The 21,849-nt window shown below is 65.3% G+C and carries 19 protein-coding genes and 1 pseudogene; 14 read left to right on the top strand and 6 right to left on the bottom strand.

From position 1 onward, the window contains the following. The first annotated feature begins 8 nt into the window (after positions 1-8). The 3 genes from CIMIT_RS02270 to CIMIT_RS02280 all read left to right on the top strand — a co-directional run bounded on the left by CIMIT_RS02270 (position 9) and on the right by CIMIT_RS02280 (position 5,240). On the top strand, positions 9-3,146 hold the full coding sequence (locus CIMIT_RS02270; RefSeq protein ID WP_038588599.1) for an error-prone DNA polymerase: 3,138 nt from the start codon (positions 9-11) through the stop codon (positions 3,144-3,146). A 232-nt stretch (positions 3,147-3,378) separates the two neighbouring features. Next, a complete protein-coding gene (locus tag CIMIT_RS02275; protein WP_051904730.1) occupies positions 3,379-3,891 on the top strand; it encodes a PH domain-containing protein in 513 nt (170 codons plus the stop codon). Then, complete coding sequence (locus CIMIT_RS02280; protein WP_038588602.1) at positions 3,888-5,240, top strand: PH domain-containing protein; 1,353 nt, start codon at positions 3,888-3,890, stop codon at positions 5,238-5,240. Before CIMIT_RS02275 ends, CIMIT_RS02280 begins: the two co-directional genes overlap by 4 nt. Here the strand turns inward: CIMIT_RS02280 and CIMIT_RS12025 are convergent. Then, the gene (locus CIMIT_RS12025) at positions 5,237-6,211 is read right to left on the bottom strand and encodes a chymotrypsin family serine protease (RefSeq protein ID WP_051904731.1); all 975 of its coding nucleotides are present in this window, start codon (positions 6,209-6,211) and stop codon (positions 5,237-5,239) included. The two genes, CIMIT_RS02280 and CIMIT_RS12025, sit on opposite strands and share 4 nt — an antisense overlap. A 103-nt stretch (positions 6,212-6,314) precedes the next feature. Here CIMIT_RS12025 and CIMIT_RS02290 point away from each other — a divergent pair, with 103 nt between their 5' ends. Continuing rightward, entirely contained in the window at positions 6,315-6,959 is a 645-nt protein-coding gene (locus CIMIT_RS02290; protein ID WP_038588604.1) for an MOSC domain-containing protein, read from the top strand. A 1-nt stretch (position 6,960) separates the two neighbouring features. On the opposite strand, the gene CIMIT_RS02295 is transcribed toward CIMIT_RS02290, so the two are convergent. After that, the gene (locus CIMIT_RS02295; RefSeq protein WP_038588608.1) at positions 6,961-7,431 is read right to left on the bottom strand and encodes a tRNA (cytidine(34)-2'-O)-methyltransferase; all 471 of its coding nucleotides are present in this window, start codon (positions 7,429-7,431) and stop codon (positions 6,961-6,963) included. Between the two features lie 23 nt (positions 7,432-7,454). Between CIMIT_RS02295 and CIMIT_RS02300 the strand changes: the two genes are divergently transcribed. The 7 genes from CIMIT_RS02300 to CIMIT_RS02330 all read left to right on the top strand — a co-directional run bounded on the left by CIMIT_RS02300 (position 7,455) and on the right by CIMIT_RS02330 (position 14,079). Next, entirely contained in the window at positions 7,455-8,318 is an 864-nt protein-coding gene (locus tag CIMIT_RS02300) for a bifunctional methylenetetrahydrofolate dehydrogenase/methenyltetrahydrofolate cyclohydrolase (RefSeq protein WP_231910324.1), read from the top strand. Between the two features lie 4 nt (positions 8,319-8,322). Further along, complete coding sequence (locus tag CIMIT_RS02305) at positions 8,323-8,640, top strand: DUF3017 domain-containing protein (protein ID WP_038588614.1); 318 nt, start codon at positions 8,323-8,325, stop codon at positions 8,638-8,640. 65 nt (positions 8,641-8,705) lie between these two features. Next, positions 8,706-9,554: a CYTH domain-containing protein gene (locus CIMIT_RS02310; protein ID WP_051904732.1), complete on the top strand. Its 849-nt coding sequence runs from the start codon at positions 8,706-8,708 to the stop codon at positions 9,552-9,554. Further along, positions 9,542-10,549, top strand: a complete 1,008-nt coding sequence (locus tag CIMIT_RS02315; protein WP_169713226.1) for an ABC transporter ATP-binding protein — start codon at positions 9,542-9,544, stop codon at positions 10,547-10,549. The genes CIMIT_RS02310 and CIMIT_RS02315 overlap by 13 nt, the downstream gene beginning before the upstream one ends. Before the next feature lie 60 nt (positions 10,550-10,609). After that, a complete protein-coding gene (locus CIMIT_RS02320) occupies positions 10,610-11,671 on the top strand; it encodes an ABC transporter substrate-binding protein (RefSeq protein WP_038588620.1) in 1,062 nt (353 codons plus the stop codon). A 47-nt stretch (positions 11,672-11,718) separates the two neighbouring features. Then, a complete protein-coding gene (locus CIMIT_RS02325; RefSeq protein WP_084674242.1) occupies positions 11,719-13,410 on the top strand; it encodes an ABC transporter permease in 1,692 nt (563 codons plus the stop codon). 9 nt (positions 13,411-13,419) lie between these two features. Beyond that, a complete protein-coding gene (locus tag CIMIT_RS02330) occupies positions 13,420-14,079 on the top strand; it encodes a metallophosphoesterase family protein (protein ID WP_051904733.1) in 660 nt (219 codons plus the stop codon). Here CIMIT_RS02330 and metX read toward each other — a convergent pair. Both metX and CIMIT_RS02340 read right to left on the bottom strand, forming a co-directional pair. Continuing rightward, positions 14,067-15,215, bottom strand: a complete 1,149-nt coding sequence (gene metX / locus CIMIT_RS02335) for a homoserine O-acetyltransferase MetX (protein ID WP_038588623.1) — start codon at positions 15,213-15,215, stop codon at positions 14,067-14,069. The two genes, CIMIT_RS02330 and metX, sit on opposite strands and share 13 nt — an antisense overlap. After that, positions 15,216-16,538, bottom strand: a complete 1,323-nt coding sequence (locus tag CIMIT_RS02340) for an O-acetylhomoserine/O-acetylserine sulfhydrylase (protein WP_038588626.1) — start codon at positions 16,536-16,538, stop codon at positions 15,216-15,218. A 216-nt stretch (positions 16,539-16,754) separates the two neighbouring features. Between CIMIT_RS02340 and ppc the strand changes: the two genes are divergently transcribed. Further along, positions 16,755-19,403: a phosphoenolpyruvate carboxylase gene (gene ppc, locus CIMIT_RS02345; RefSeq protein WP_038588629.1), complete on the top strand. Its 2,649-nt coding sequence runs from the start codon at positions 16,755-16,757 to the stop codon at positions 19,401-19,403. A 146-nt stretch (positions 19,404-19,549) separates the two neighbouring features. Here ppc and CIMIT_RS02350 read toward each other — a convergent pair whose 3' ends face one another. Continuing rightward, the gene (locus tag CIMIT_RS02350; protein ID WP_051904734.1) at positions 19,550-20,080 is read right to left on the bottom strand and encodes an ATP-binding protein; all 531 of its coding nucleotides are present in this window, start codon (positions 20,078-20,080) and stop codon (positions 19,550-19,552) included. A gap of 5 nt (positions 20,081-20,085) precedes the next feature. Here CIMIT_RS02350 and bioB point away from each other — a divergent pair. Continuing rightward, positions 20,086-20,982, top strand: a pseudogene (bioB, locus tag CIMIT_RS02355) (biotin synthase BioB); the annotation flags it as partial. Positions 20,983-20,996: 14 nt separating this feature from the next. Next, on the top strand, positions 20,997-21,224 hold the full coding sequence (gene bsaP / locus CIMIT_RS13135) for a biotin synthase auxiliary protein BsaP (RefSeq protein WP_456236326.1): 228 nt from the start codon (positions 20,997-20,999) through the stop codon (positions 21,222-21,224). On the opposite strand, the gene CIMIT_RS02360 is transcribed toward bsaP, so the two are convergent. Beyond that, positions 21,221-21,847: a hypothetical protein gene (locus CIMIT_RS02360; protein ID WP_144311795.1), complete on the bottom strand. Its 627-nt coding sequence runs from the start codon at positions 21,845-21,847 to the stop codon at positions 21,221-21,223. The genes bsaP and CIMIT_RS02360 overlap by 4 nt on opposite strands. Positions 21,848-21,849: the final 2 nt, after the last annotated feature.

Genomic DNA, 21,849 nt, shown 5'->3' on the forward strand with positions numbered 1-21,849 from the left:
TTTCGAACATGCGATTCAATGGAGGCGCGCCACTTTCGTGGTCCAAGCTGGAGCGGATTCTCTCCGGCAGGGAGACGGCTGCACCTGTGCCGGTGCAGCATACCGCGCCTGCTCAGAGCCCGCAGCGCGTGTCGAGCACCTCGCGCGTCCCGTTCGCCGAGCTCCACGCCGTGAGCGCCTACAACTTCCTCTCGGGTGCGAGCGAGCCGGAGGAGATGGTCGCGCGAGCCGCGGCACTGGGCGTCGAGACGCTCGCGCTGCTGGACAGGGACGGTTTTTACGGGGCGGTAAAGTTCGCGGAGGCCGCCGCGGCTGCAGGAGTGGGTACCGTCTTCGGCGCGGAGCTGACCCTGGACGGGCGCGTCCTCCCCGTCATCGCACGCGGGCCCGAGGGCTACAAGCGCCTGTCGCACCTCATGGCGGAGGCGCACATGGCAACGCGCGAGAAGGATAAGGTGGCCTACCCGCCGTTGGAGCTGATCGGCGAGGAACTCGGCGGGACCTGCGTGGTGCTGGCGGGCTGGCAGTGGGCAGAGGAAAAGGGTGCCATCGATCGTCTGGTCGATGCGTTCGGGCCCGGAAACGTCGTGCGCGAGTATGAAGCGTCCATGACCCCGCAAGACGCGGAGCGCCACGAGCTATTAGACCGATTCGACGCGCTGCCCGCCATCGTGACCGCAGCGCCGGGCGCGGCCACCCGTGCACACGCACGCCTCGCGCAGGCGAAGTGCGCGCTGGCCAGGCGCGACTCCCTGGCCCAGGCGAACGGGCACCTGCACCCGATGGGCGCGAACTGGCTGCGCTCCGGCGAGCAGCTTTTACGCATGCTCCCCGGGTGCGAGGACAAACTGGCCTACACGCTCGAGCTTGCTCGAGCGTGCGCGTTCACGCTCAACTTGGTTGCCCCGGAGCTGCCGCGCTTTGCCACCCCGGATGGGCGCAGCGAGATGGAGCACCTGCGCGCACTCACCCTCGCCAGCGCGAAGCTGCGCTACGCCGCCTGGCCCGATGAGGTACGAAACAGGGCACTCACGCAGATCCGCTACGAGCTAGACGTGATCGAGGAGCTGAACTTCCCCGGCTACTTCCTCATCGTCCACGACTTCGTGGAGTTCTGCCGCCGCGAAAACATCCTCTGCCAGGGCAGGGGCTCGGCGGCGAACTCGGCGGTCTGCTTCGCACTCGGCATTACGAACGCGGAGCCGATTTCGGCTGGGCTGCTCTTCGAGCGCTTCTTGTCCCCGGACCGGGAGGGCCCGCCGGATATCGATATCGACATCGAGTCCGGCCGGCGCGAGGAGGTCATCCAGTACGTTTACGCCAAGTACGGGCGCGACAACGCCGCGCAGGTGGCCAACGTGATCACGTACCGCCGCAAGGGCGCGGTGCGTGACGCGGCGCGTGCGCTGGGGTACGCCCAGGGGGCGGCGGATGGGTGGGCGAAGGGGGTGGAGGAGGTGCCGCGTGGCGTCGAGAAGCTTGCGGCACAGTTCGAGGGCCAACCCCGCCACCTGGGGATCCATTCGGGAGGCATGGTGATCTGCGACCGCCCCATCGCCGACGTGGTGCCCGTGGAGTGGGCGCGTATGGAGGGCCGCTCGGTGGTGCAGTGGGACAAGGACGACTGTGCGTCGGCCGGGCTGGTGAAGTTCGACATGCTGGGCCTGGGCATGCTCGAGGCGCTGCACCACATGATCGACCTGGTGCGCGACACCACCGGCCGCGAGGTCCGCTTGTGGGAGCTTTCGCTTGACGACGCCCGCGTGTACGACATGCTCTGCCGCGCCGATGCCGTCGGCGTCTTCCAGGTGGAATCACGCGCCCAGCTCGGCACCCTGCCCCGGCTGAAACCGCGCGTGTTCTTCGACCTGGTCGTCGAGGTCGCGCTGATCCGCCCCGGGCCGATCCAGGGCGGGTCCGTCCACCCCTACCTGCGCAGGCGCGATGGGCTCGAAGCGGTGCAGTTTGACCACCCCGTGCTGGAGAAAGCGCTGGGCAAAACGCTCGGCATCCCCTTGTTCCAGGAGCAGCTCATGCAGGTCGCGGTGGATGCCGCGGGCTTTTCCGGCCGAGAGGCGGACGCGTTGCGTCGCGCGATGGGCTCGAAGCGCTCACCGGCGAAGATGGCGGCGCTCAAAGCCCGCTTCTTCCGCGGCTGCTGGGAGACCAACCAGATCGGCGAGGAGGTGGCGGAGAAGCTGTGGGCCAAGATCGTCGCCTTTGCCGCCTACGGGTTCCCGGAGTCGCACTCGCAGTCCTTTGCCTCGCTGGTGTACTTCTCCGCGTGGTTCAAGTGTTACTACCCGGCGCAGTTTTGCGTGGGCCTTTTGCGCGCCCAGCCGATGGGTTTCTACTCGCCGCAGTCGCTGATCCAGGACGCGCGGCGCCACGGGGTGCGTGTGCTGCCGGTGAGCGTGAACGAGTCCGGCTGCGAGGCGCGCTGCCTGGACAACGAGACGATCCGGGTGGGGCTCAACCTGGTGCGCGGCTTAGGCGAGGCGGCCGCCGAGCGCATCGAGGCCGCCCAACCCTTCAGCGGGATCCCGGACCTGTCGCGCCGGGCGGGACTCAAGATGGAGCAGGTGGAGGCCTTGGCGCGCGCCGGGGCGCTGGACTGCTTCGACGTGGATCGCAGGCAAGCACTGTGGCAGGCGGGCGTGGCCGCCACCGAGCGTAACGGGATGCTGCCCGGGCTCTCCGCGATCAGCGCTCCCGCGCTGCCGGGGATGAACGCCTTCGAGCTGCTCGCCGCCGACGTTGCCGCAACTGGGGTGACCCCGCAGATGCAGCCGATGGAGGCGCTGCGCGAGCAGCTGCAGGCTGCGGGCATCATGCGCGCGGCGGATCTGAAGGGCGTAGAAGACGGCACGCGCGTGCGCATCGCCGGAGTGGTGACGCACAGGCAGCGTCCGAACACGGCCCAGGGCCTGACCTTCTTAGGGATGGAGGACGAGACGGGGCTGCTCAACGTGATGGTCTCGCCTGGGCTGTGGAAGAAGCAGCGGGTGCTCGCGCGCACGGCGCGGGCGCTGATTGTGCGCGGCATCGTGCAAAACGCGACGGGCGCGGTCAGCGTGGTGGCTGACAAGCTCGAGCCGCTCGAGCTGGCCGAGTGGTTCTCGCGCGGCTCGCGTGACTTCCGGTAGGGGAGCGGTGTCGTAAACTCGTGAATATGGAGCAGGGGGGCAGCGACCGGATGCACGGGAATACATTTCTGCGCTCGAAGAGGAAGCCGAAGCAGTACGCCGAGGAAAGATCGAAATTGTTTCCCCTAGATGAGCTTGAGTCCGAGTGAGGTGTGTACAGCTGAAAGTCCATCAGCCCTAACATCACCGACTCGCAGCAAGACCAAGCGCGTTCTTTGGTAGGTTGACCACCATGTCAACCACCCCGATTCCGCCCGAACCCGCAGTCCCGCAGCTGCCGACATCCGTGGAGCAGATGCACCGCGTCTCGCCGAAACTGATGGTGCCGAAGCTGGTCTCCAACACGATTTGGGCGCTGATCGTGCTGGGCTTTTTGGGGTTCGCCTGGTGGAAGTGGGGCTGGGGCTGGGCCATCCCGCTGGGAGTGTGCGCGGTCTATTTTGTCTGGCAGTACTTCCTCATCCCCTTCCAGGTGCGCAACATGGGGTGGCTGGAAACCGAGGAAGACCTGGTGCTGAGCAAGGGCAAGATGTGGCACACCATGACAGTCGTGCCTTACGGGCGCGTGCAGTTTGTCGACGTCACCTCCGGCCCCATCTCCCGCGCCCTGGGTCTGAAAAAGCTGGAGGTCAACACGGCGTCGACAACCTCGGACGCGAGCCTGCCCGGTCTGCCCGCAGACGAGGCGGACGCACTGCGTGACCGCTTGGCCGTCAAGGCGCGCGAACGGATGAGCGGCCTGTGAACCAGTACCGCCGCGTCCACCGTTTAAGTCCCCTGCTGCGCGTGTGGGCGACGCTGCTTGCGTTGCTCGCCATCGCCGCGTTCAACTTCACCATGCCCATCTACAACTGGCTCTCAGAAGGCGACTACGGGCTTACCGCGGCCGCGTGGGCGCTCGGCACCGTAGTGCTGGCCTTGCTCGTGCTCTTCGGGGTCTCGCAGTTGTGGTGGGCGCGGACTGGGTTTCGCGTGGACGACGAGGAAATCGAGATGCGCCGCGGCGTGCTCACCACGCAGATCCGTACCGCGCGCTACGACCGCGTCCAGGCTGTGGACATCGTCGAGCCCTTCGCCCCGCGCCTGTTCGGGCTGGCCGGGGTGCGTATCGAGGCGGCCGGCGGCGCGCAGGCTAACATTGAGATCGCCTACCTCCCGCGCGCCGAGGCCGAGGCGCTGCGCAAGGAGATCCTGGCGCGCATGCAGGGCCAGGACCTGCTTGACAACCTTGACGATGCCACCTTCGACGTCCCCAATGCAGCCCCCGCACTCGTCGACCCGATTCCGATCAAGCGTTCCCTGGCCGCGGCGGCGCTGCAGTTTTCCACCCTGTTCACGGTGGCGTGGGCGACCATCCCGGTCTGGTCCGGCTTAAGCATCGCCGCGGTCGTGCCGGTGCTGGTGAGCTTCGTGCCGCAGATCTGGCGCACGATCGACCAGTCGTGGCGCTTCCACTCGTCCGTTGACGGCGAGGTGATCAACTTGACGTACGGGTTGGCAAATCGGCGTCGACAAGCGGTGCCCATCGACCGCATCCACGCAGTCCAGCTCAAGCGACCGATGCTGTGGCGAGTGTTCGGCTGGTGGCAGGTCTCGGTGACAGTGGCCGGCTACGGCTCCGAGATGAACAAGGCCTCGGGCACCTCCAAGCTTTTGCCGGTGGGCACCTACGCGCAGGCCGCGCAGGTCATCGACGCGGTCGGCCCGCTCACAGCCCAGGAGCTCACCGGGCCCGTAGCAGCCGACGCGACGTTTTCCGCGCGCAGCCCGCGTAAAGCCCGCTGGGTCTCGCCGGTGGACTGGCGGAGCCAGAGCGTCGCCGTGGACACTACCCGCGGCACAGCGCGCGTGACGTTTGGGCGGCTGACCCGCCGCTTCCAGGTGGTCAAAATCCCGCACATCCAGGAGCTCACCTTCAAGCAGGGCCCGCTGCAGCGCCGACTCGGCCTCGCGCACGTGCGCTTCGACCTCGTGCCCGGCGCGGTGCGGATGACCGCGCGCGATGTTGAGGACACGCAGGCCCGCTCGCTTGTCGACGCCCTACGCACCCGCACCCTGCCCGCCCTGGAACCGGCGGACGTTCCCGCTGATTAGCCGTGGATGGTCAGCCCCCAGTACTCGATAGCCCCGCCGATCTCCATCGCGCCCACGAGGGTCTTGTTGGCGTCGGAGACATTGGAGTTGACGCCGACCGCCCACACGCCTGAGTTGTCGACGGCGAAAATCGCGCCACCGGAATCGCCGCGGTCGGTGATGCTGCGGAAGTAGAACAGTCCACTGTTGCCGATGCTGTCGAACTCGCCGCAGGAGTAGCCGGTGGTGGCGCCAAGGCGGCAGATCATCATGCCGCGGGCCTGCGCCTCCTGCGGGGTGATCCAGCCGCGCAGTGGCAGGTCGAGCGGGAGTGTGGAGGAATACTGGGCGTTGCCGGTGAGCTCGATGAGCCCGATATCCGCGCCGATGACGCTGCCGTCGGCGCTCTGCTCTAGGTAGGATTCCACCATCTCACCTGCGTAAGCCCAGTTGCCCTGGGTGTCCTCCACGTAGAACTGGTCGCCGCGCCCACCGCAGTGGCCGGCTGTGATGATGAAGACGCGCTCGCCCCGGGACGCCAAAAAGCCCGTCGAGCAGTTCATATTCCCCGTCTCGTTGTAGATCCGTCCGCCCGGTACGACCCCGCCGGGCTGTTTCAGCCACTCCCAGTCCACGGAGTTGTGGTAGTACACGCCCCGGTTGTCGTCGCGGCCGCTTTGTCCGGAGGAGTCGTTGCGGGGATCGATGACCTCGCGCTGGATCGGCGGCTCCGCGTGCTGGCTGGGGTAGCTCTCGTAGCTCCGGTGGTCCTGGTAGTCGGGCTCTGTCTGGTAGCGCGATTGCTTGGTGGCAGAGGTGCTGGGCTGTGGCGTGTAGGAGTCCTGCAGCATGTCCGCAATTTCTGACACGGCAGCGTCCTGCTCGGCTTGGTAGGCCTCCAAGTCAGCATCGGAGGAATCCCCGCAGGATACAAGCAGCGCTGAGGCAGCAAGTGCGGCGATCAGGCGGAAACGTGACGCGGGAGAATGCATGGCGGGGCTCACTTGGGTGTGTCGGGCCAGGAACAGGCACAGATTTTAACAGTTGCATGGAAAAGCGATGGAGGAATGCTTAACGTAGGTAGCCTTGGCCAGCATGAACCGTGTACTGAGCGTGAATATTGCCCGCCCGCAACAGGACCCCGGCGGGGCGGCGCGGCAAAGCGGCATTAATAAACAGCCAGCCGCACGCCTCGACGTGGTGGCCCCGGGGCCGAACTACGGCGACGGCAGCGGCGTGGTCGGTGACGTCATTGGCGACACCGCTCACCACGGCGGCGCCCAGAAGGCGGTGTATGCCTTTAGCCGCGAGCGCCTCGACTGGTGGGGCAACCAACTGTCATACCCACTGGACAACGGGATGTTCGGCGAGAACCTCACCACCGAAGGTATCGACTGGACCGCGGTGCTGATTAACCAGCGCTTCCGCATTGGCGAGGTGGAACTTGAGGTCAGCGTGCCGCGCTCGCCGTGCCGGACCTTCGCGGCGTGGATCGGCGAGCCGCAGTGGATCAAGGCCTTTACCAAAAGCGGGGACTGCGGTTGCTACTTCCGCGTGAACAAGGAAGGCGCGATCGCGCCGGGAGACACGATCGAGGTACTCGACGAGCCTGACCACGGATTCACCATGGGCGAGGCCTTCCGCGCGAAAATGGGGGATAAGGATCTCTCCCGACGCCTGTGGGAGCTGCGCATCATGCCGCCGCTGTACCAGGAGCGCCTCGACGCGCGGTTTGGGTGAGCTACACCCCGCCCGCAAACCCCATCTGCCGCCAGGCTTCGAACACGGCGACGGCTGCGGAGTTGGACAGGTTCATCGAGCGCCGGCTCGGCAGCATCGGGATGCGCACCTGATCGGTCACCTTCGGGTGGTGGCTGTGCGCCTCCGGCAGCCCGGTCGGCTCGGTACCGAAGAGCAGCGCGTCGCCGTCCTGGTAGGCCACGTCCTGGTAGTAGGAAGTGGCCTTAGTGGTAAACGCGAAGATGCGCGCGTCGCCGAGAGCTGCGAAGCAGGCCTCGATATCCGGGTGGATCTGCACATCGGCGAGGTCGTGGTAGTCCAGGCCTGCGCGCTTGAGGTGTTTGTCATCGAAGTTGAAGCCGAGCGGCTCGACTAGGTGGAGCACCGCACCAGTATTCGCGCAGAGCCGGATCGCGTTGCCGGTGTTGCCTGGGATGACGGGGTTATCAAAGATGACGTGAAGTGCGCACACACCGACAGTCTAGGATGGGGTGCGTGACTGCGATCAAATTGGACGGAAAACTCTACCGCGAGGAGATTTTCGCGGATCTGAAGGGACGCGTTGCTGCGCTGAAGGAGCGGGGCGTCACCCCGGGGCTGGCCACCGTGCTGGTGGGGGAGGACCCGGCGAGCCAGAACTACGTGCGCATGAAGCACCGCGACTGCGAGGAGCTCGGCATCGCCTCCATCATGAAGGAGCTACCCGAGGACACCACGCAGGAGCAGCTCGAGGAGGTCATCCGCGAGCTGAACGAGGACGATGCCGTCACCGGCTACATCGTCCAGCTTCCCCTGCCGAAGCACCTGGACGAAAACCGCATCCTGGGTCTTATCGACCCGGACAAGGACGCCGACGGCCTGCACCCGGTCAACCTGGGCAAACTCGTGCTCAACGAGCCGGCACCGTTGCCGTGCACCCCGAACGGCTCCATCAAGCTGCTCGAGCGCTTCGGCGTGGACCTTAACGGCGCGATCGTATGCGTGATTGGCCGCGGTGTGACCGTCGGCCGCCCGATCTCGCTCATGCTCACCTCCCGCGATGTCAACGCCACCGCCGTGCTCTGCCACACCGGCACCAAGGACCTCGCCGCAGAGACGCGCCGGGCCGACGTCATCATCGCGGCAGCGGGCAAGCCCCACATGATTACGGCCGACATGATTAAGGAGGGCGCCGCGCTTCTCGACGTCGGCGTGTCCCGCGTTGACGGCAAAACCGTCGGCGACCTGCACCCGGATGTCTGGGAGAAGGCCGGTTGGGTCTCCCCGAACCCGGGCGGTGTCGGCCCGATGACGCGCACCTTCCTGGTCCGCAACATTGTGGAAAGCGCCGAGCGCGCCGCCGGTCTGGCCGAGGCCTAAATTCGTGCTCTCACTCGACAACCCCCACGACCGCGGCAACCCGCCCTCGCCCCTGCCAGAAATGGTGCAATGGGCGCTGGTGGCGTTGTTTGCCGTGGGGTTTGTCGCCTCCGGGCTGTTCGCGGCCACGGAGCACTGGCGCCGCGCCACCTTCACGCTGGGGGCGTCGATGCTGTGGCTGGCGGCGCTGCGGTATCTGTGCGACTCGCGAATCCTCGGCTTGCTCGCGGTGCGCTCACGCAAGGCCGACGCGGCGTTCTGCACGCTGTGCGGGCTAGGGATGGTCACGCTCGCGTGGACGGTGGACTCGCTGGGGTCTTAACCGGAAAGAATTTACATAAGCTTCACGTCTAATTTGGGTGAAGGTTACATTGGCTGCCTAACGTCATGCCGGTGTTTTTCAAGAAGAAACGGGCAATCCCCGCGCTAGCTGTATGTATCGCGTCGGTGCTTTGCGCTGTGCCGGACGCGGGCGCTGCGGCGGTAGCTACTCCGGACTACCAGGTCAAGCTGCGATTAAGCGATGCAGCAGTTGATGCTCAAGGTGCACCGTCTCCGCAGTTCCGTTCATACTTTGACGTGTTGAGCGAGTCCGGATCGGAGCAAGCAGTCTATTTCGACACTGCCGACGGGATGCTGGCTAACCATGGATGGACGGCGCGTCTGCGGCATAAAGACAGTGCGGAAAATTACGACATTACGTATAAGTATCGCCTTCCCCTGGGGGATAACTCCCTGTCCAAGAGCACCGTGGAGGACGGCTTGGACCGGGCACGAAAGCAGAACTTCGACTCATCAGATACGAACTACGACGCCCAGGTCAACGCAAGCTTTGCAACGTCGACGTTGGACTTCAGCAACAAGAAAAGCGCCGCGTGTGTCACTTCGCAGTGCGAAATTCCTTCGGTAGACGACGCGGTAGCGATTGTGGCTGACCTGGAGCCCGGGAAGCTGAAGAAGGCAACGGGTACCACGCTTGCAGACGTTGATCTGAAGATGTCTCGTATCGTCAACCAGCAGACATGGCGGGTTGAAGTGGGAGGCATCAAGACTGACCTCGAGGTGGCCAAGTTCGGTGACCAGGTGTGGGTAGAGATCTCAGAAGAGGACTCTTCTCGAAAGGACGCGATCCGCAAGCGCGAGACGCTGATCGCGGAGCTTGAAAAAGTCGGACTGCTTGAGCACGAGGACGCTTTTAAGACAGGCACAGTGCTTGCAAGCGGGTGGCAACAGTGACGGCCGCTAAGGAAACTGCAACCGCGCAGGTTGAGTTGGAGAACGTCAGGCGTGAGTTTGCTGATGGCACGGGGTTGCATGCGACGTCGATAAGCATTGCGAAGGGCGAGTTTGTATCGATCCTTGGGCCCTCCGGCTGCGGCAAATCGACGCTGTTGCGCTGCATTGCTGGGCTGGAGACCCCGGATGCCGGCACGATCAGGTTTGCCGGCCGCGAGGTGTTCGGTGAGAAGACGAATACCCCGGTGAATAAGCGCAATCTGTCGATGGTGTTCCAGGATCTGGCGCTGTGGCCGCATATGACGGTGGCGAAGAACGTGGAGTTCCCGCTCACCACCGGTTCCGCAAAGGTAGATGCGAAAGAACGCCAGCGGCGCGTGGCGGAGGCCATGGACATGGTCAACATTTCCTCGAAGGCCGAGCAGCGGCCGAACGAGCTGTCCGGTGGTCAGCAGCAGCGCGTCGCTATTGCGCGGGCGCTGGTCTCGCAGCCAGATTTGCTGCTTATGGACGAGCCGCTGTCCGCACTGGACGCGGCGCTGCGCACTCAGATTCGCAGCGAGCTGACCCGGCTGGCCTACGACCTGAACCTCACCGTCATTTATGTCACGCACGACCAGGCCGAGGCCCTGGCGATGTCGGATCGCGTCGCCGTGATGGACGCGGGCGAGGTGCGCCAGTTCGCCGCGCCGGTGGAGCTCTATGAGCACCCGGCCGATGCGTTCGTGGCCGGGTTCGTGGGCGTGACCAACACCCACGCAACGCTGCCGGACAACCGGCCCGAAAACGTCCAGGTCACGGTGCTGGAAGATGGAAAGCGCCCGGTCTCGTATCCGGAGAACTCCATCCTGGGTGAGGTCGTCGAGCGCCAATACACCGGCGGCCGGTACGAAATCCGCTGTCTTGTCGACGGGGCACCCGAGCCGTGGCTGGCGTACACCCGCGCGCCGATTGGGCGCGGCGACACCGTCCTGCTGACCGTGACCAACCCGTAAATTCACGTTTCCTCACAGGCGCGTCTGCCTGCGAAGACCAAAACTCTCAAGGAGAAGAAGATGAAGAAGTTTGCTGCCGTTATCGCAGGTGTTGCTGCGGCGCTGACCATGACCGCTTGCGGTTCCGTCGAGTCCGTCGACGAGTCCGCGGAATCCACTGGCGCTGCGCAGAGCGAAACCTCCGCCGCCAAGTGGGAGGCACCGGAAGGGCTTTCCGGCGAGCTGGACTACTACTCTGCGAACCCGCAGGGGCTGACTGACGCGCTGGTCGAGGCGTTCGAGGAGCGCACCGACGTCAAGGTCAACGTGTTTGCTGACACCACCGGCAAGATCACCGCCAAGCTCAAGGCGGAGGAAGCCAACCCGCAGGCGGACGTGGTCTACCTCGCGTCCTGGAAGGCGGCCTCCAAGCAGGCGGAAGATGGCGCGCTGGAGCCCTACAAGCCGGCCAACATCGAGAACTCCAACCCGGACTGGAACGCCCCGGACGACACGTTCCACGGCCGCGACGGTTCCGCACTGACGCTCATCGCCAACACCGACGTCATCGACGAGGCACCGGCCGACTGGGAGGACCTGGCCGACCCGAAGTACAAGGACCTGGTCATCATGCCGGACCCGCGCGAGTCGGGTACCGCGGCTGACCTGCTTGCCGCCATGGTCGCCGAGTGGGGAGAGGACAAGACCTGGGAGCTGTTCGACAAGCTCTTTGACAACGGCATGATCGTTGAGGGTGCGAACGGCCCCGCGCTGGACAAGGTCACCTCCGGCTCCAAGGGCGTCGTGCTGGGCGGCGTGGACTACTCCGGCTACTCCAAGAAGGACAAGGGAGAATCCCTGGAGATCAACCTGCCGCTGTCGGGCACCACTGTGTCCCCGCGCCCGGTCATGATCATGAAGACCTCCGACAACAAGGAGGCCGCGAAGGCCTTCGTGGACTTCATGTTCTCCGAGGAAGCGCAGGAGATCTCCGCATCCAAGTACATGATCCCGGCGAACCCGGAGGTCGCGCCGAAGGAAAGCCCGAAGCTCGCCGAAATCGCGCAGATCTCTGACGACTGGGAGGCCATCTCCTCCGAGTCCAAGAACGTCCGCGAGCAGTTCGCGGAGCGCTACCTGTAAAACCCTGCGGCGCGTGATGCGCTGCCTGTGCGAGAAGCGAGAGACACTTGACGACGACCACCGCGCCGGCCTCCAGCCAAGCCCGCCCCACCAAGCGCCGCAGGCGCAGTAGTCCTGGCATCTACCCGGTGCTGCTGATCCTGCTCGTGCTCGTCGCCGCCCCACTTGCATCGGTACTGGTCACCGCGGTGACCGGGTATCGCGAGGAGCCCTCGGCGTTGGGGACGCTGGCGGAACCCGAGATGCTCGGGGTGCTCGGCAACACGGTGGTGCTCTCGCTGATCGTGGTGTTCTTCGCCACCCTCTTCGCGGCCCCGCTCGCCCTCTTCCGAGCGTGGACGCCCATGCGCAATGCAGAGTGGGTCGAAGTGCTCATCATGGTGCCGTTCATGACCCCGCCGTTTGCCGCCGCAATGGCGTGGATGGATTTCACCCGCGTGCGTGGCGTGGCCGAGATGCTGCTGGGTGAGACACTCGGCGGTTTTGCCCACGATGCGATCTACTCCGTGTGGGGCATGGGGTTCATCATGGCCGCCGAGCTCTTCCCCTTCCTGTACTTGATCTTGCGAAACTGTTTCGCGGCCATCCCCGCTTCGCAGCTGGAGATGGCGCAGGTGGCGGGCGCATCCCGCTGGCAGCAGTGCTCGCGCATCATCGCCCCGATGGTGATTGGGCCCTATTCGCTGGGCGCGCTCATCGTCTTCATCAAGGCAGCTGGCGAGTTTGGTACGCCAGTGACCTTGGGCAACGCGATTGGCTACAAGGTGCTCGTGTCCTCTATCTACGAGGACGTCACGATCGACCCGCTCAGCTTCTCCAACGCCGCGGCTACCTCCAGCGTGCTGTTCGCCCTTGGTGTGACCGCGTGGGCGATCCAGCAGTGGGCGAGCCGGAAAGACCTCACCGGTGGTGGGCGGGCTGCGCGGCCGGTGCGGCTGCGGGCGTCGAGAAGCGCAATGGCGCTGGCGTGGATCTACAGCTTCGTCGTGTTTGCGCTTTCCGTGTTCATTCCATACATCTCGATTGTTCTGGCGGCGATGACGATCCTGCGGTCTAAGGCACCGACACTCGATAACCTCACGTTTGACTACTTCGGGATCGTGCTAGCGATGCCTTCCGCGCAGGAGGCGCTCACCCGTTCTATCGTGCTGGGCGCGATCGGCGCGACCACGGCCGTGCTGCTCGGCCTGGCGGTCACGCTCATGACGATGCGGAAGTGCGGCGCGCTGGTGAAGGTAGCCGATTTTCTCGCCGTTGCCCCCGACACGCTGCCGGGCATTGTCCTGGCCATCGGCTTTATTCTCCTGTGGAACTCGCCGAGCCTGCCGTGGACGCCGTACGGCACGCAGTTCATCCTGGTCATGGCATTTACGGTCCTGTTTACCCCGATGGCGGTGCAGAACGTGAAGACTTCTGCGGCATCCATGTCTCCCGCCATGCTCGAGGCTGCCGCGATCTGCGGTGCTACGCCGTGGCAGACCTTTGCCCGCGTCACCGTGCCGTTGCTCGCGCCCGGGCTGTTCGCCGGTTGGCTGCTTGCCTTCTTCGTGGGCATCCGCGAACTGGTGATGTCCTCGCTGATCCGACCGAGCAACATCAACCTGCTCGCGCCCTGGATTATGAACCAGTACGACCAAGGCCATCGCGCGGAGGCGATGGCGATGACGCTGATCGGCGTGGGCACCTCCACCATCGTGCTCGTGTGCGTGCGTTGGTGGCAGTCCCGCCACGCGCGTTAGCCTGGGGTAATGACCGCACCACTTCTCGTCCTCGCAGACATCCACCTCGGCCGCCCGCAGTCGGGCGCGAAGAAAACCGGCCCGGGCATTGACTGGGCGCTCGGTGCACTGCAGCGCGGGGCGCAGGCCGGGGCTGGGCATATGGTGATGCTTGGCGACGTCATCGACCGCAAAAGGTTCACCGACGCCACCTTCGACGAGGTCACCCGCTTCTTCAACCGCGCCTGCGAGCTCTTCGACACGACCGTCTTCATCGCCGGCAACCACGACGTGCACCACGACCTCTCCGACGTGATCCCGCGTGGCGTCACGGTCGCCGGTCCGCACCCGCAGACGCTTCGGGCAGGCGAGTGGGCGCTGCACACCGCCGCCGTCGAGGTCGACCGCGACCCGCGCCGGCTGGTGCCTTCGTTCCCGCAGCCTATCGACGGCGCGCCAAACCTCGGACTCCTGCACACTTCCGTCACTGGCGAGTATTCCAACAACCCTTGCCTGCCCTGCAGCGTCGAGGAGCTCGAGGCCTGCGGATACGACGCGTGGGCACTCGGGCACGTCCACGAGCGCCTGCAGCTCGAGGCGTCGGTGCCCATCAGCTGGGTGGGGATGGGCAGCGCGAGCCTGTGCGCCGCGCTTGACGACGCCACCGTGGCCGTCTCCTATATGTCGTAGTCCCCGCGCGTGACCGCGACGTCGTGCGCGGACGGGGTTTCGTGCGTCAGCGCGATGAAGTTGCGCAGCACGCGGTCCATCTGGCGCGCCTCCACGAGGAAGGCGTCGTGGCCGACGGGGGAGGACAGCTTCGACATTGCCAGCAGGTTGCCCAGGTTGCGCGAGAGGTGTTCCTGCTGGTGATAGGGGTAGAGGATGTCGGTGTCCACGCCGACGATCATGGTGGGCACCGTCGATGAGGCCAGCGCCTTGTTCAGCCCGCCGCGTCCGCGGCCCACGTCGTGGCGGTTGAGCGCCTCGGTGAGCGTGACGTAGGAGGCGGCGTCGAAGCGCTCGGTGAGCTTACGGCCCTGGTGCTCCAGGTAGGACTGGACGGCGAAGCGCTCGCCGTCGGCGCGGTAGGGGCCGAGCGGGTTCTCGCCGGTCTGGGCAGAAGTGCCGAAGCGTTCGTCGATCTCCATCTCGCCGCGGTAGGTCAGGTGCGCGAGGCGGCGCGCGGCGGCCAGACCCGCGTCGGGGGAGTGGCCGGTGCCGTGGTAGTCGCCGCCCTGCCAAGCCGGGTCGTGGGTGATCGAGGTGATCTGCGCGGTCTGCACGCCGATCTGCCAGGCGCTCGCCCGCGCGGATACGGCGATGACCAGGGCGTAGTCCACCTGCTCCGGGTGGAGCAGCGTCCATTCGAGCGCGCGGGCGCCACCCATGGAACCGCCGAGGACGGCGTGGACGCGAGAGAAACCGAGCTCGCCTAAGAAGCGGTGTTCGGCCTGCACCATGTCGCGGATGGACACGGCTGGGAAACGCGAGCCCCAGACCGTGCCGTCGGCGTCCGGGTGCGCGGAGGCCGGGCCTGTTGACCCGTAGCAGGAGCCCAGAGCGTTGGTGCAGATCACGCACCACTGGTCCGTGTCGAGGGCCTTGCCAGGGCCGATAGCCTCGGACCACCAGTCGGCAGCGTCCGTGTCGCCGGTTAAAGCGTGCTCAACAAGGAGGATGTTGTTGCTGCCGTGGGGGTCGCCGGCCGGTTCGCCCCAGCGTCGATAAGCAATCTGCACTTCGTCGACCTGGGCACCGGCCTCGGTGTGCACCGAGCCGATATCGACGACCGCGAGCTGACCTTCCGGGGCGAGAGTGCGCATCTAAATCGCCGCGAAACCGCGCTTGAGGTCGTCGATGATGTCGGTGATGTCCTCAATACCAACCGACAGGCGGACCGTGGCCTGGCTAATGCCCGCGCGCTTGAGCCCCTCCGGGGTGGACTGCGAGTGGGTGGTCGACGCCGGGTGGACGACCAGGGAGCGGACGTCGCCGATGTTGGCCAGGTTGGAGTGCAGCTTCAGCGCGTCGATGAACGCCCAGGCGTTGGTGCGGTCGTCCGGATCGCCCGCGACCTCGAAGGAAAGCACGGAGCCGGTGTGCTCGATGCCGAGTTTCTCCTTGACGGCCTTGTACGGGGAATCCGGCAGGCCGGCGTAGTTGACCTTGGCCACCTTCTCATGGCTGGCGAGGAACTCGGCGACGGCCGCGGCGTTCTCGTTGTGCTTGTTCACACGCAGCTGGAGCGTGTCCAGGCCCTGGAGCGCGACCCACGCGTTGAACGGGGAAATCGCCGCACCGGTGTCGCGCAGCAATCCGGCGCGAGCCTTGAGCGCGAAGGCGGGCGCGCCCAGGTCGGCGTACTTCAGACCGTGGTAAGCCGGGTCCGGGGTAGTGAAGTAGGGGAAGACGTCCTTGCCGTCGCGCTGGACGGTCCAGTCGAACTTGCCGCCGTCGATGATCGCGCCGCCGATGGCCGCGCCGTTGCCGGTGTAGAACTTCGTGGTGGAGACCACGACGATGTCGGCGCCGAGCTCGAGCGGACGCACCAGGGCGGCGGTGGCCATCGTGTTGTCCACGATCAGCGGCACCTGGTTCGCGTGCGCGACCTCGGCGACTGCCGGGATGTCCAGCACGTCGGCGATCGGGTTGCCGAAGGTCTCCGCATAAAAGGCCTTGGTGTTGGGCTCGACGGCTTCCTGCCAGCTGGCCGGGTCGTCCGGGTCATCTACGAAGGTGACGTTGATGCCCAGGCGCGGCAGCGTGACCTCGAAGAGCGTTTCCGTGCCGCCGTAGAGGCGCGGGGAGGTGACGATGTGGTCGCCGGCCGAGGCGAGGTTGAGGATCGCGGCGGTCTCCGCGGCCATGCCGGAGGCGAAAGCGACGGCGGCGACGCCGCCTTCCAGGGATGCGAGTCGATCTTCCAGCGCCTGCTGGGTCGGGTTGGTCAGGCGTGTGTAGATCGGGCCCGCGTCCGAGAGGTTGAAGCGGTTCTCCGCGTGCTGCGCGTCGTCGAAGACGTAGCTCGTGGTCATGTAAATCGGCTGGTTGCGCGCGCCGGTATCGGAGTCGACGGTTTGGCCTGCGTGGATGGAGCGGGTGGCGAAGGACCACTCGTTGGCGTTGGAGTTGTCGTAGTTGCTCATGGCATCCGACCGTAATGTGCGGTCGGTGCAAAATGAACCAAGCGGTCTGTTTTGCGAGTTAAGGGGCTGAATAAAAATCCCGCAGATGGCGCTGCTTGCGATGGTGTGACCTCCGTTTCCAAGACAGGAGGTGTGATCTCAGCTACTTTAGCTAGCACGTCACGTCCGCGCCGCTTGAGTGCCGCTTGAGCTGCGCCTTAGCCGAAGGAGACCCCCGTGTCCGTCCAGCCCGCCGATCACGTCCGCGAAGATATTCGACTTTTGGGCCGGGTGCTCGGCCGCGTGCTCGCCGAGCAGGAGGGCCAGGAGATCTTTGACCTGGTCGAATCCACCCGTCGCACCGCCTTCGACATCGCCCACGGGGATGCCGCCCCAGAAGACCTGCTCGCCGTCTTCCGTGACATGGACATCACCAAGATGAACCTGGTTGCGCGCGCATTCAGCCACTTCGCACTGCTGACTAACCTGGTCGAGGACCTGGACGACGAGAAGGCGGCCGCGCCGGTCTCGCTGCGTACCAGCTTCGCGCACCTGAAAGACAGCGGCGTGGACGCCGACAAGGTCGCCGAACTTATCGCCGGGGCGCAGGTCTCCCCGGTGCTCACCGCGCATCCGACCGAGACTCGCCGCCGCACCGTCTTTGACACTCAGACGCACATCAAGCGCCTGCTGAGCGAGCTTCACGCTGGCGCCGACCCAGCCGCCATCGAGCGCGAGATGGAACTGCGCATGACCCTTTTGTGGCAAACCGCGCTCATCCGCATCGCGCGCCCGCGCCTGGAAGACGAGATCGACGTCGGTCTGCGCTACTACAAACTCTCCCTGCTCGAGCAGATCCCGGCGCTTAACCGCGCGATCCGCTACGAGCTGCGCGACACCTTCGACCGCGACCTCGCCCTTACCCCCGTGATGCGCCCCGGCTCCTGGATCGGCGGCGACCACGACGGCAACCCTTACGTCAACGCCGAAACGCTCACCTACGCCACCCGCCAGGCCGCCGACACCGTGTTGAACCACTACCTCGACGAACTGGGCGAACTCGAGCGCGAGCTGTCCCTCTCTGACCGTTACTCCACCTGCTCGGCGGAGCTTTCCCAGCTTGCCGACGTCGCCAACAACACAGCCGAGTCCCGCGTCGATGAGCCCTACCGCCGCGCCATCTACGGCATCCGCCATCGCGTCGCCGCCACCCGCGACGTACTCGCCGGTTCGGCAAGCGCGGGCACACCCTACGCCGACCCCGGCGAACTGCTCGCAGACCTGGACGTGATCGACGCTTCCCTGCGCGCCCACGGCGGCGCGATTATCGCCAACGACCGGCTGAACCGCCTGCGCTCGGCCGTGACCACCTTCGGCTTCCACCTCTACACGCTCGACCTGCGGCAAAACTCCGAATCCTTCGAGAAAGTCGTGGCCGAGGTGCTCTCGGTCGCCGGCGTGTGCGAAAACTACGCCGCGCTTGCGGAGGAGGACCGCGTGGAGGTGCTCGTCGATGAGCTGCGCACCCCGCGCCCGCTGCTGCGCGCCGAGGCGCAGCTTAGCGACGACACGCGCAAGGAAATGGGCATCCTCACCGCCGCCGCACGCGCCGTCCGAGACCTGGGACAAGGCGCAATCGCGCAGTGCATCATCGCCATGACCGGGACCGTTTCCGACATCCTGGAGCCCATGGTCCTGCTCAAAGAAGTCGGCCTGGGCAGCGTCAACGTCGTCCCGCTGTTTGAGACCATCGAGGACCTCGCACACGGCGCCCGCATCCTCGAAGACCTCTGGTCGCTGCCGTTCTACCGCGAACACCTGCGCGCCCGCGGCGACGTCCAGGAAGTCATGCTCGGCTACTCCGACTCCAACAAGGACGGCGGCTACCTGCAGGCCAACTGGGCGCTTTACGACGCCGAACTCGCCCTCGTCGAACTCTGCAACCGCCACGGCATCCGCCTTCGGCTCGCGCACGGCCGCGGCGGGGCTGTCGGCCGCGGCGGCGGGCCCACCTACGACGCCATCCTCGCCCAACCAAAGGGCGCCGTCGACGGCTCCATCCGCATCACCGAACAGGGCGAGATCATCTCCGCCAAGTACGGCTCGCCCGAGACCGCACGCCGCCACCTCGAGGCCTTCGTCGCCGGCACCCTCGAGGCCTCCCTGCTGGACACCGAGCCGATCGCCGACCCAACGCGTGCCTACGACATCATGCGCACACTCGCCGCCTACTCCGGCGAAAAGTACAACGAACTCATCGGCGACCCCGGGTTTATCGACTACTTCACCCAATCCACCCCGCTGCACGAGATTGGCGAGCTCAACCTCGGCTCCCGCCCCGCCTCGCGCAAACAAACCACCGCGATCTCCGATCTTCGCGCCATCCCCTGGGTCCTGTCCTGGGCGCAGTCGCGCACCAACGTGCCCGGCTGGTTCGGCGTCGGCACCGCGGTCGAGCGCTGGGCAGGCGAGAGCGAAGAGCGCTGGGACGATCTGCGCGAGCTCTACCGCGACTGGCCATTCTTCCGCTCCGTGCTGTCCAACATGGCCCAAGTCATGGCCAAGGCCGAGCTGTCGCTCGCCCGCCTCTACGCCGACCTGGTAGAAGACCGCGAGGTGGCCGAGCGCATCTACACGCTTATCGCCGAAGAATTTGAGCGCACCAAGCAGGTCTACTTCCGTATCACCGGACACGCTGACCTGGTTGCCGAGAACCAGCGCCAGGCCCGCTCGCTCAAGCGCCGCTACCCCTACCTGCTGCCGCTCAACGCCGTCCAGCTCGAGTTGCTTCGCCGCTACCGCGCCGGCGACGAGACCTTCCTCGTCTCCAAGACCATCCAGGTCACCATGAACGGGCTGGCCACCGCGCTGCGCAACGCGGGGTAGGTTTTGGCGGCTGGGGCGCGGGGCGGACCCCTGCAACCCGCCCCAGAAGCAAGAAAGAGGCAAGAAAACGTTTCTCCAGGTAGGAGAGTTTTTGGAGTGGTTTTCGGGCTGTTTTGGCACCTTTTCCCGGTTACGGAGCAAGAAAACTACTCGGCCCAGAAAGGGACATAGCGGCGGTTGCGAGCTCCGGCATTCGGGTCGTAGAGCCGGATGAGGCCTTCATCCACCGTGGCGTTAATGAGACGGGTCGCCTGGGCTGTCTGCGTATCCCTGAGACCGAAGCGACTTCGCACCGATGCATTCGTGACGGCGCGATTATCCAGAAACCCAAGACACGCATGCTGGTAGACAGCTTCGATCTTTTCATCTGTAGTCATCAGCTTGAACGGGCGGTAGGCACTCAGCGTGACGGTGGTTGTGCCATTTGATCGAATGAGCGCCGGCGGAAAGTGCTCTGCCTCCAGCGATGCAACGATCTTGTCCCAACCGCTTCCACGTTGCTCGACGAAGTGTGCCAGGCGAAGCGCTTCGCCGAGGCATGGATTGCGAGTTGTAGAAGCCGAATCAATAAAACGCTGGGGATCGACCAACGGGGTTCCAGGGTTGGTCACTTCGACACGATCACTGAAAACTTCAACGGTTAAGTATTGACCGCGCTGCTCCAGGTCCTGGTGCATGAGCGCAAGGGAGCATCTCCCTGAAGACCGGTGGCTGTCCTGAGGACTGCCACTTCTGCTCCCAGTCTGGCCTGTTCGAATCACCCGCGCGCGCCGTGACACTGGACATCGCCGAACTTGTCGAGGCCGCCAAGCATTCCGAGAAGATGGGTGCTTCCGAGTTCTGCATCGTCGCCGCAGTGAAGGGCCCGACCCAGCAGCTGCTCGACCAGGTTGCCGAGGCCGTAACCGCTATCCAGGAAGAGGTGGACATTTCCATCTCCGTATCACTTGGCATCCTCACCCGCGACCAGGCTCGCCAACTGGCTAAGATGGGCGTGCCGCGCTACAACCATAACTTCGAAACCGCCGAGTCGTTCTTCCCTAACGTGGTCACCACCCACACCTGGCAGGAGCGCAAGGACACGCTGGAGAACGTGCTGGCAGAGGGCATGGAGATCTGCTGCTGCGGCATCATTGGCCTGGGCGAGTCCCTGGAGCAGCGCGCCGAGTTCGCCACCCAGTTGGCCGAAATCCAGCCGCATGAAGTGCCGATGAACTTCCTCGACCCACGCCCAGGCACCCGGTTCGCCGACCGCCCGCTGGTGCCGCAGGGTGAGGCGCTGCGCGCCGTCGCCGCGTTCCACCTGGCCATGCCGTCCACCCAGCTCCGTTTTGCCGGTGGCACGGAGCTCGCGCTTGGCGACGACGGCACCGAAGCCGGCCTCATGGGCGGCGCGAATGCCATTATCGGCGGTAATTACCTGACCACGTTTGGCCGTCCGATGGAGAAGGACCGCGACGCCGTCGACCGTGTACTGGACGGCGGGGCGAAGCCAGGCTTGAGCCTGAACATCACCCCGGTGGGGCAGAAGCAGAACTCCGGCCACGGAGTCCTGTACGACACCATCAAGTCGCTGTAGTCGGCCGGGCCCTGATGAAAAACCCGGATTCAACGGAACTCGCCGACGCAGTCCTCTCCGGCGAGATCGCCTGGCCGCTCAACTCGGCAAGGCCCTACGATGCGCCGCGCATTTGCCCGCTATGCCAGCGGCGCATGGTGGTAAAAATCAGCCCGATGGCGTGGGAGGCTGCTTGCTCCCACGCCATGGGCTGCTGCGCTCCGAGTGGTTGGAGAAGTAGCAGAGGCGGGAGTGGCTGCTAGCGTACGAAGCGCTTCGTGTTGCGAATCACCACCGCGCTGACGGCGAGTGTGGCCAGGCATGCGGCGCTTACGCCACCGACGGCGGCGGTGTCCCAATCGCCTACAGGGGACTCAATAGCCCAGTACAGCGCGACCGCGATGAGGAACGTGGCAAATGCGGTGATGAGACTGCGTCCCGCACCGAAGGATGCGTAGACCAAACCGAGCGCAACCCCCACGATGGCGGCCACGAAGAAGAACGCGATGTGGAGCAGTACCGTCCACCCCATCGACGTGGTGTCTTGTCCGACGTTCGCCACGATGTAGGGGTCACCGTTAGTGTCCACCCAGGGCACGTCTGCGCCGTTGGTGAAGAGGAACAGGTCATAGGCCTGGTAGTACGGGCTCTTGAACTGGTTGTAGATCGAGGATGCCGCGGTGGCCCCTCCAAGTACCACCGCAGCAATGACGGCGGTGATTGTTGCCGAGTTCATCCACGCGGAAAAGCTCGCGCCAAGCTGGTTTAACGCGCTCCACTGCGTGCCAGCGAGGATAAATAGGGCGGTCAGGGCGAAGCCGCCGAAGATGGTCCAGAGGGAACCGTCTCCACTGTAGAAACGGCCCAGCGGGACTAGGACCAGCAAAA

It is taken from the genome of Corynebacterium imitans, from assembly GCF_000739455.1.
GTDB lineage: Bacteria > Actinomycetota > Actinomycetes > Mycobacteriales > Mycobacteriaceae > Corynebacterium > Corynebacterium imitans.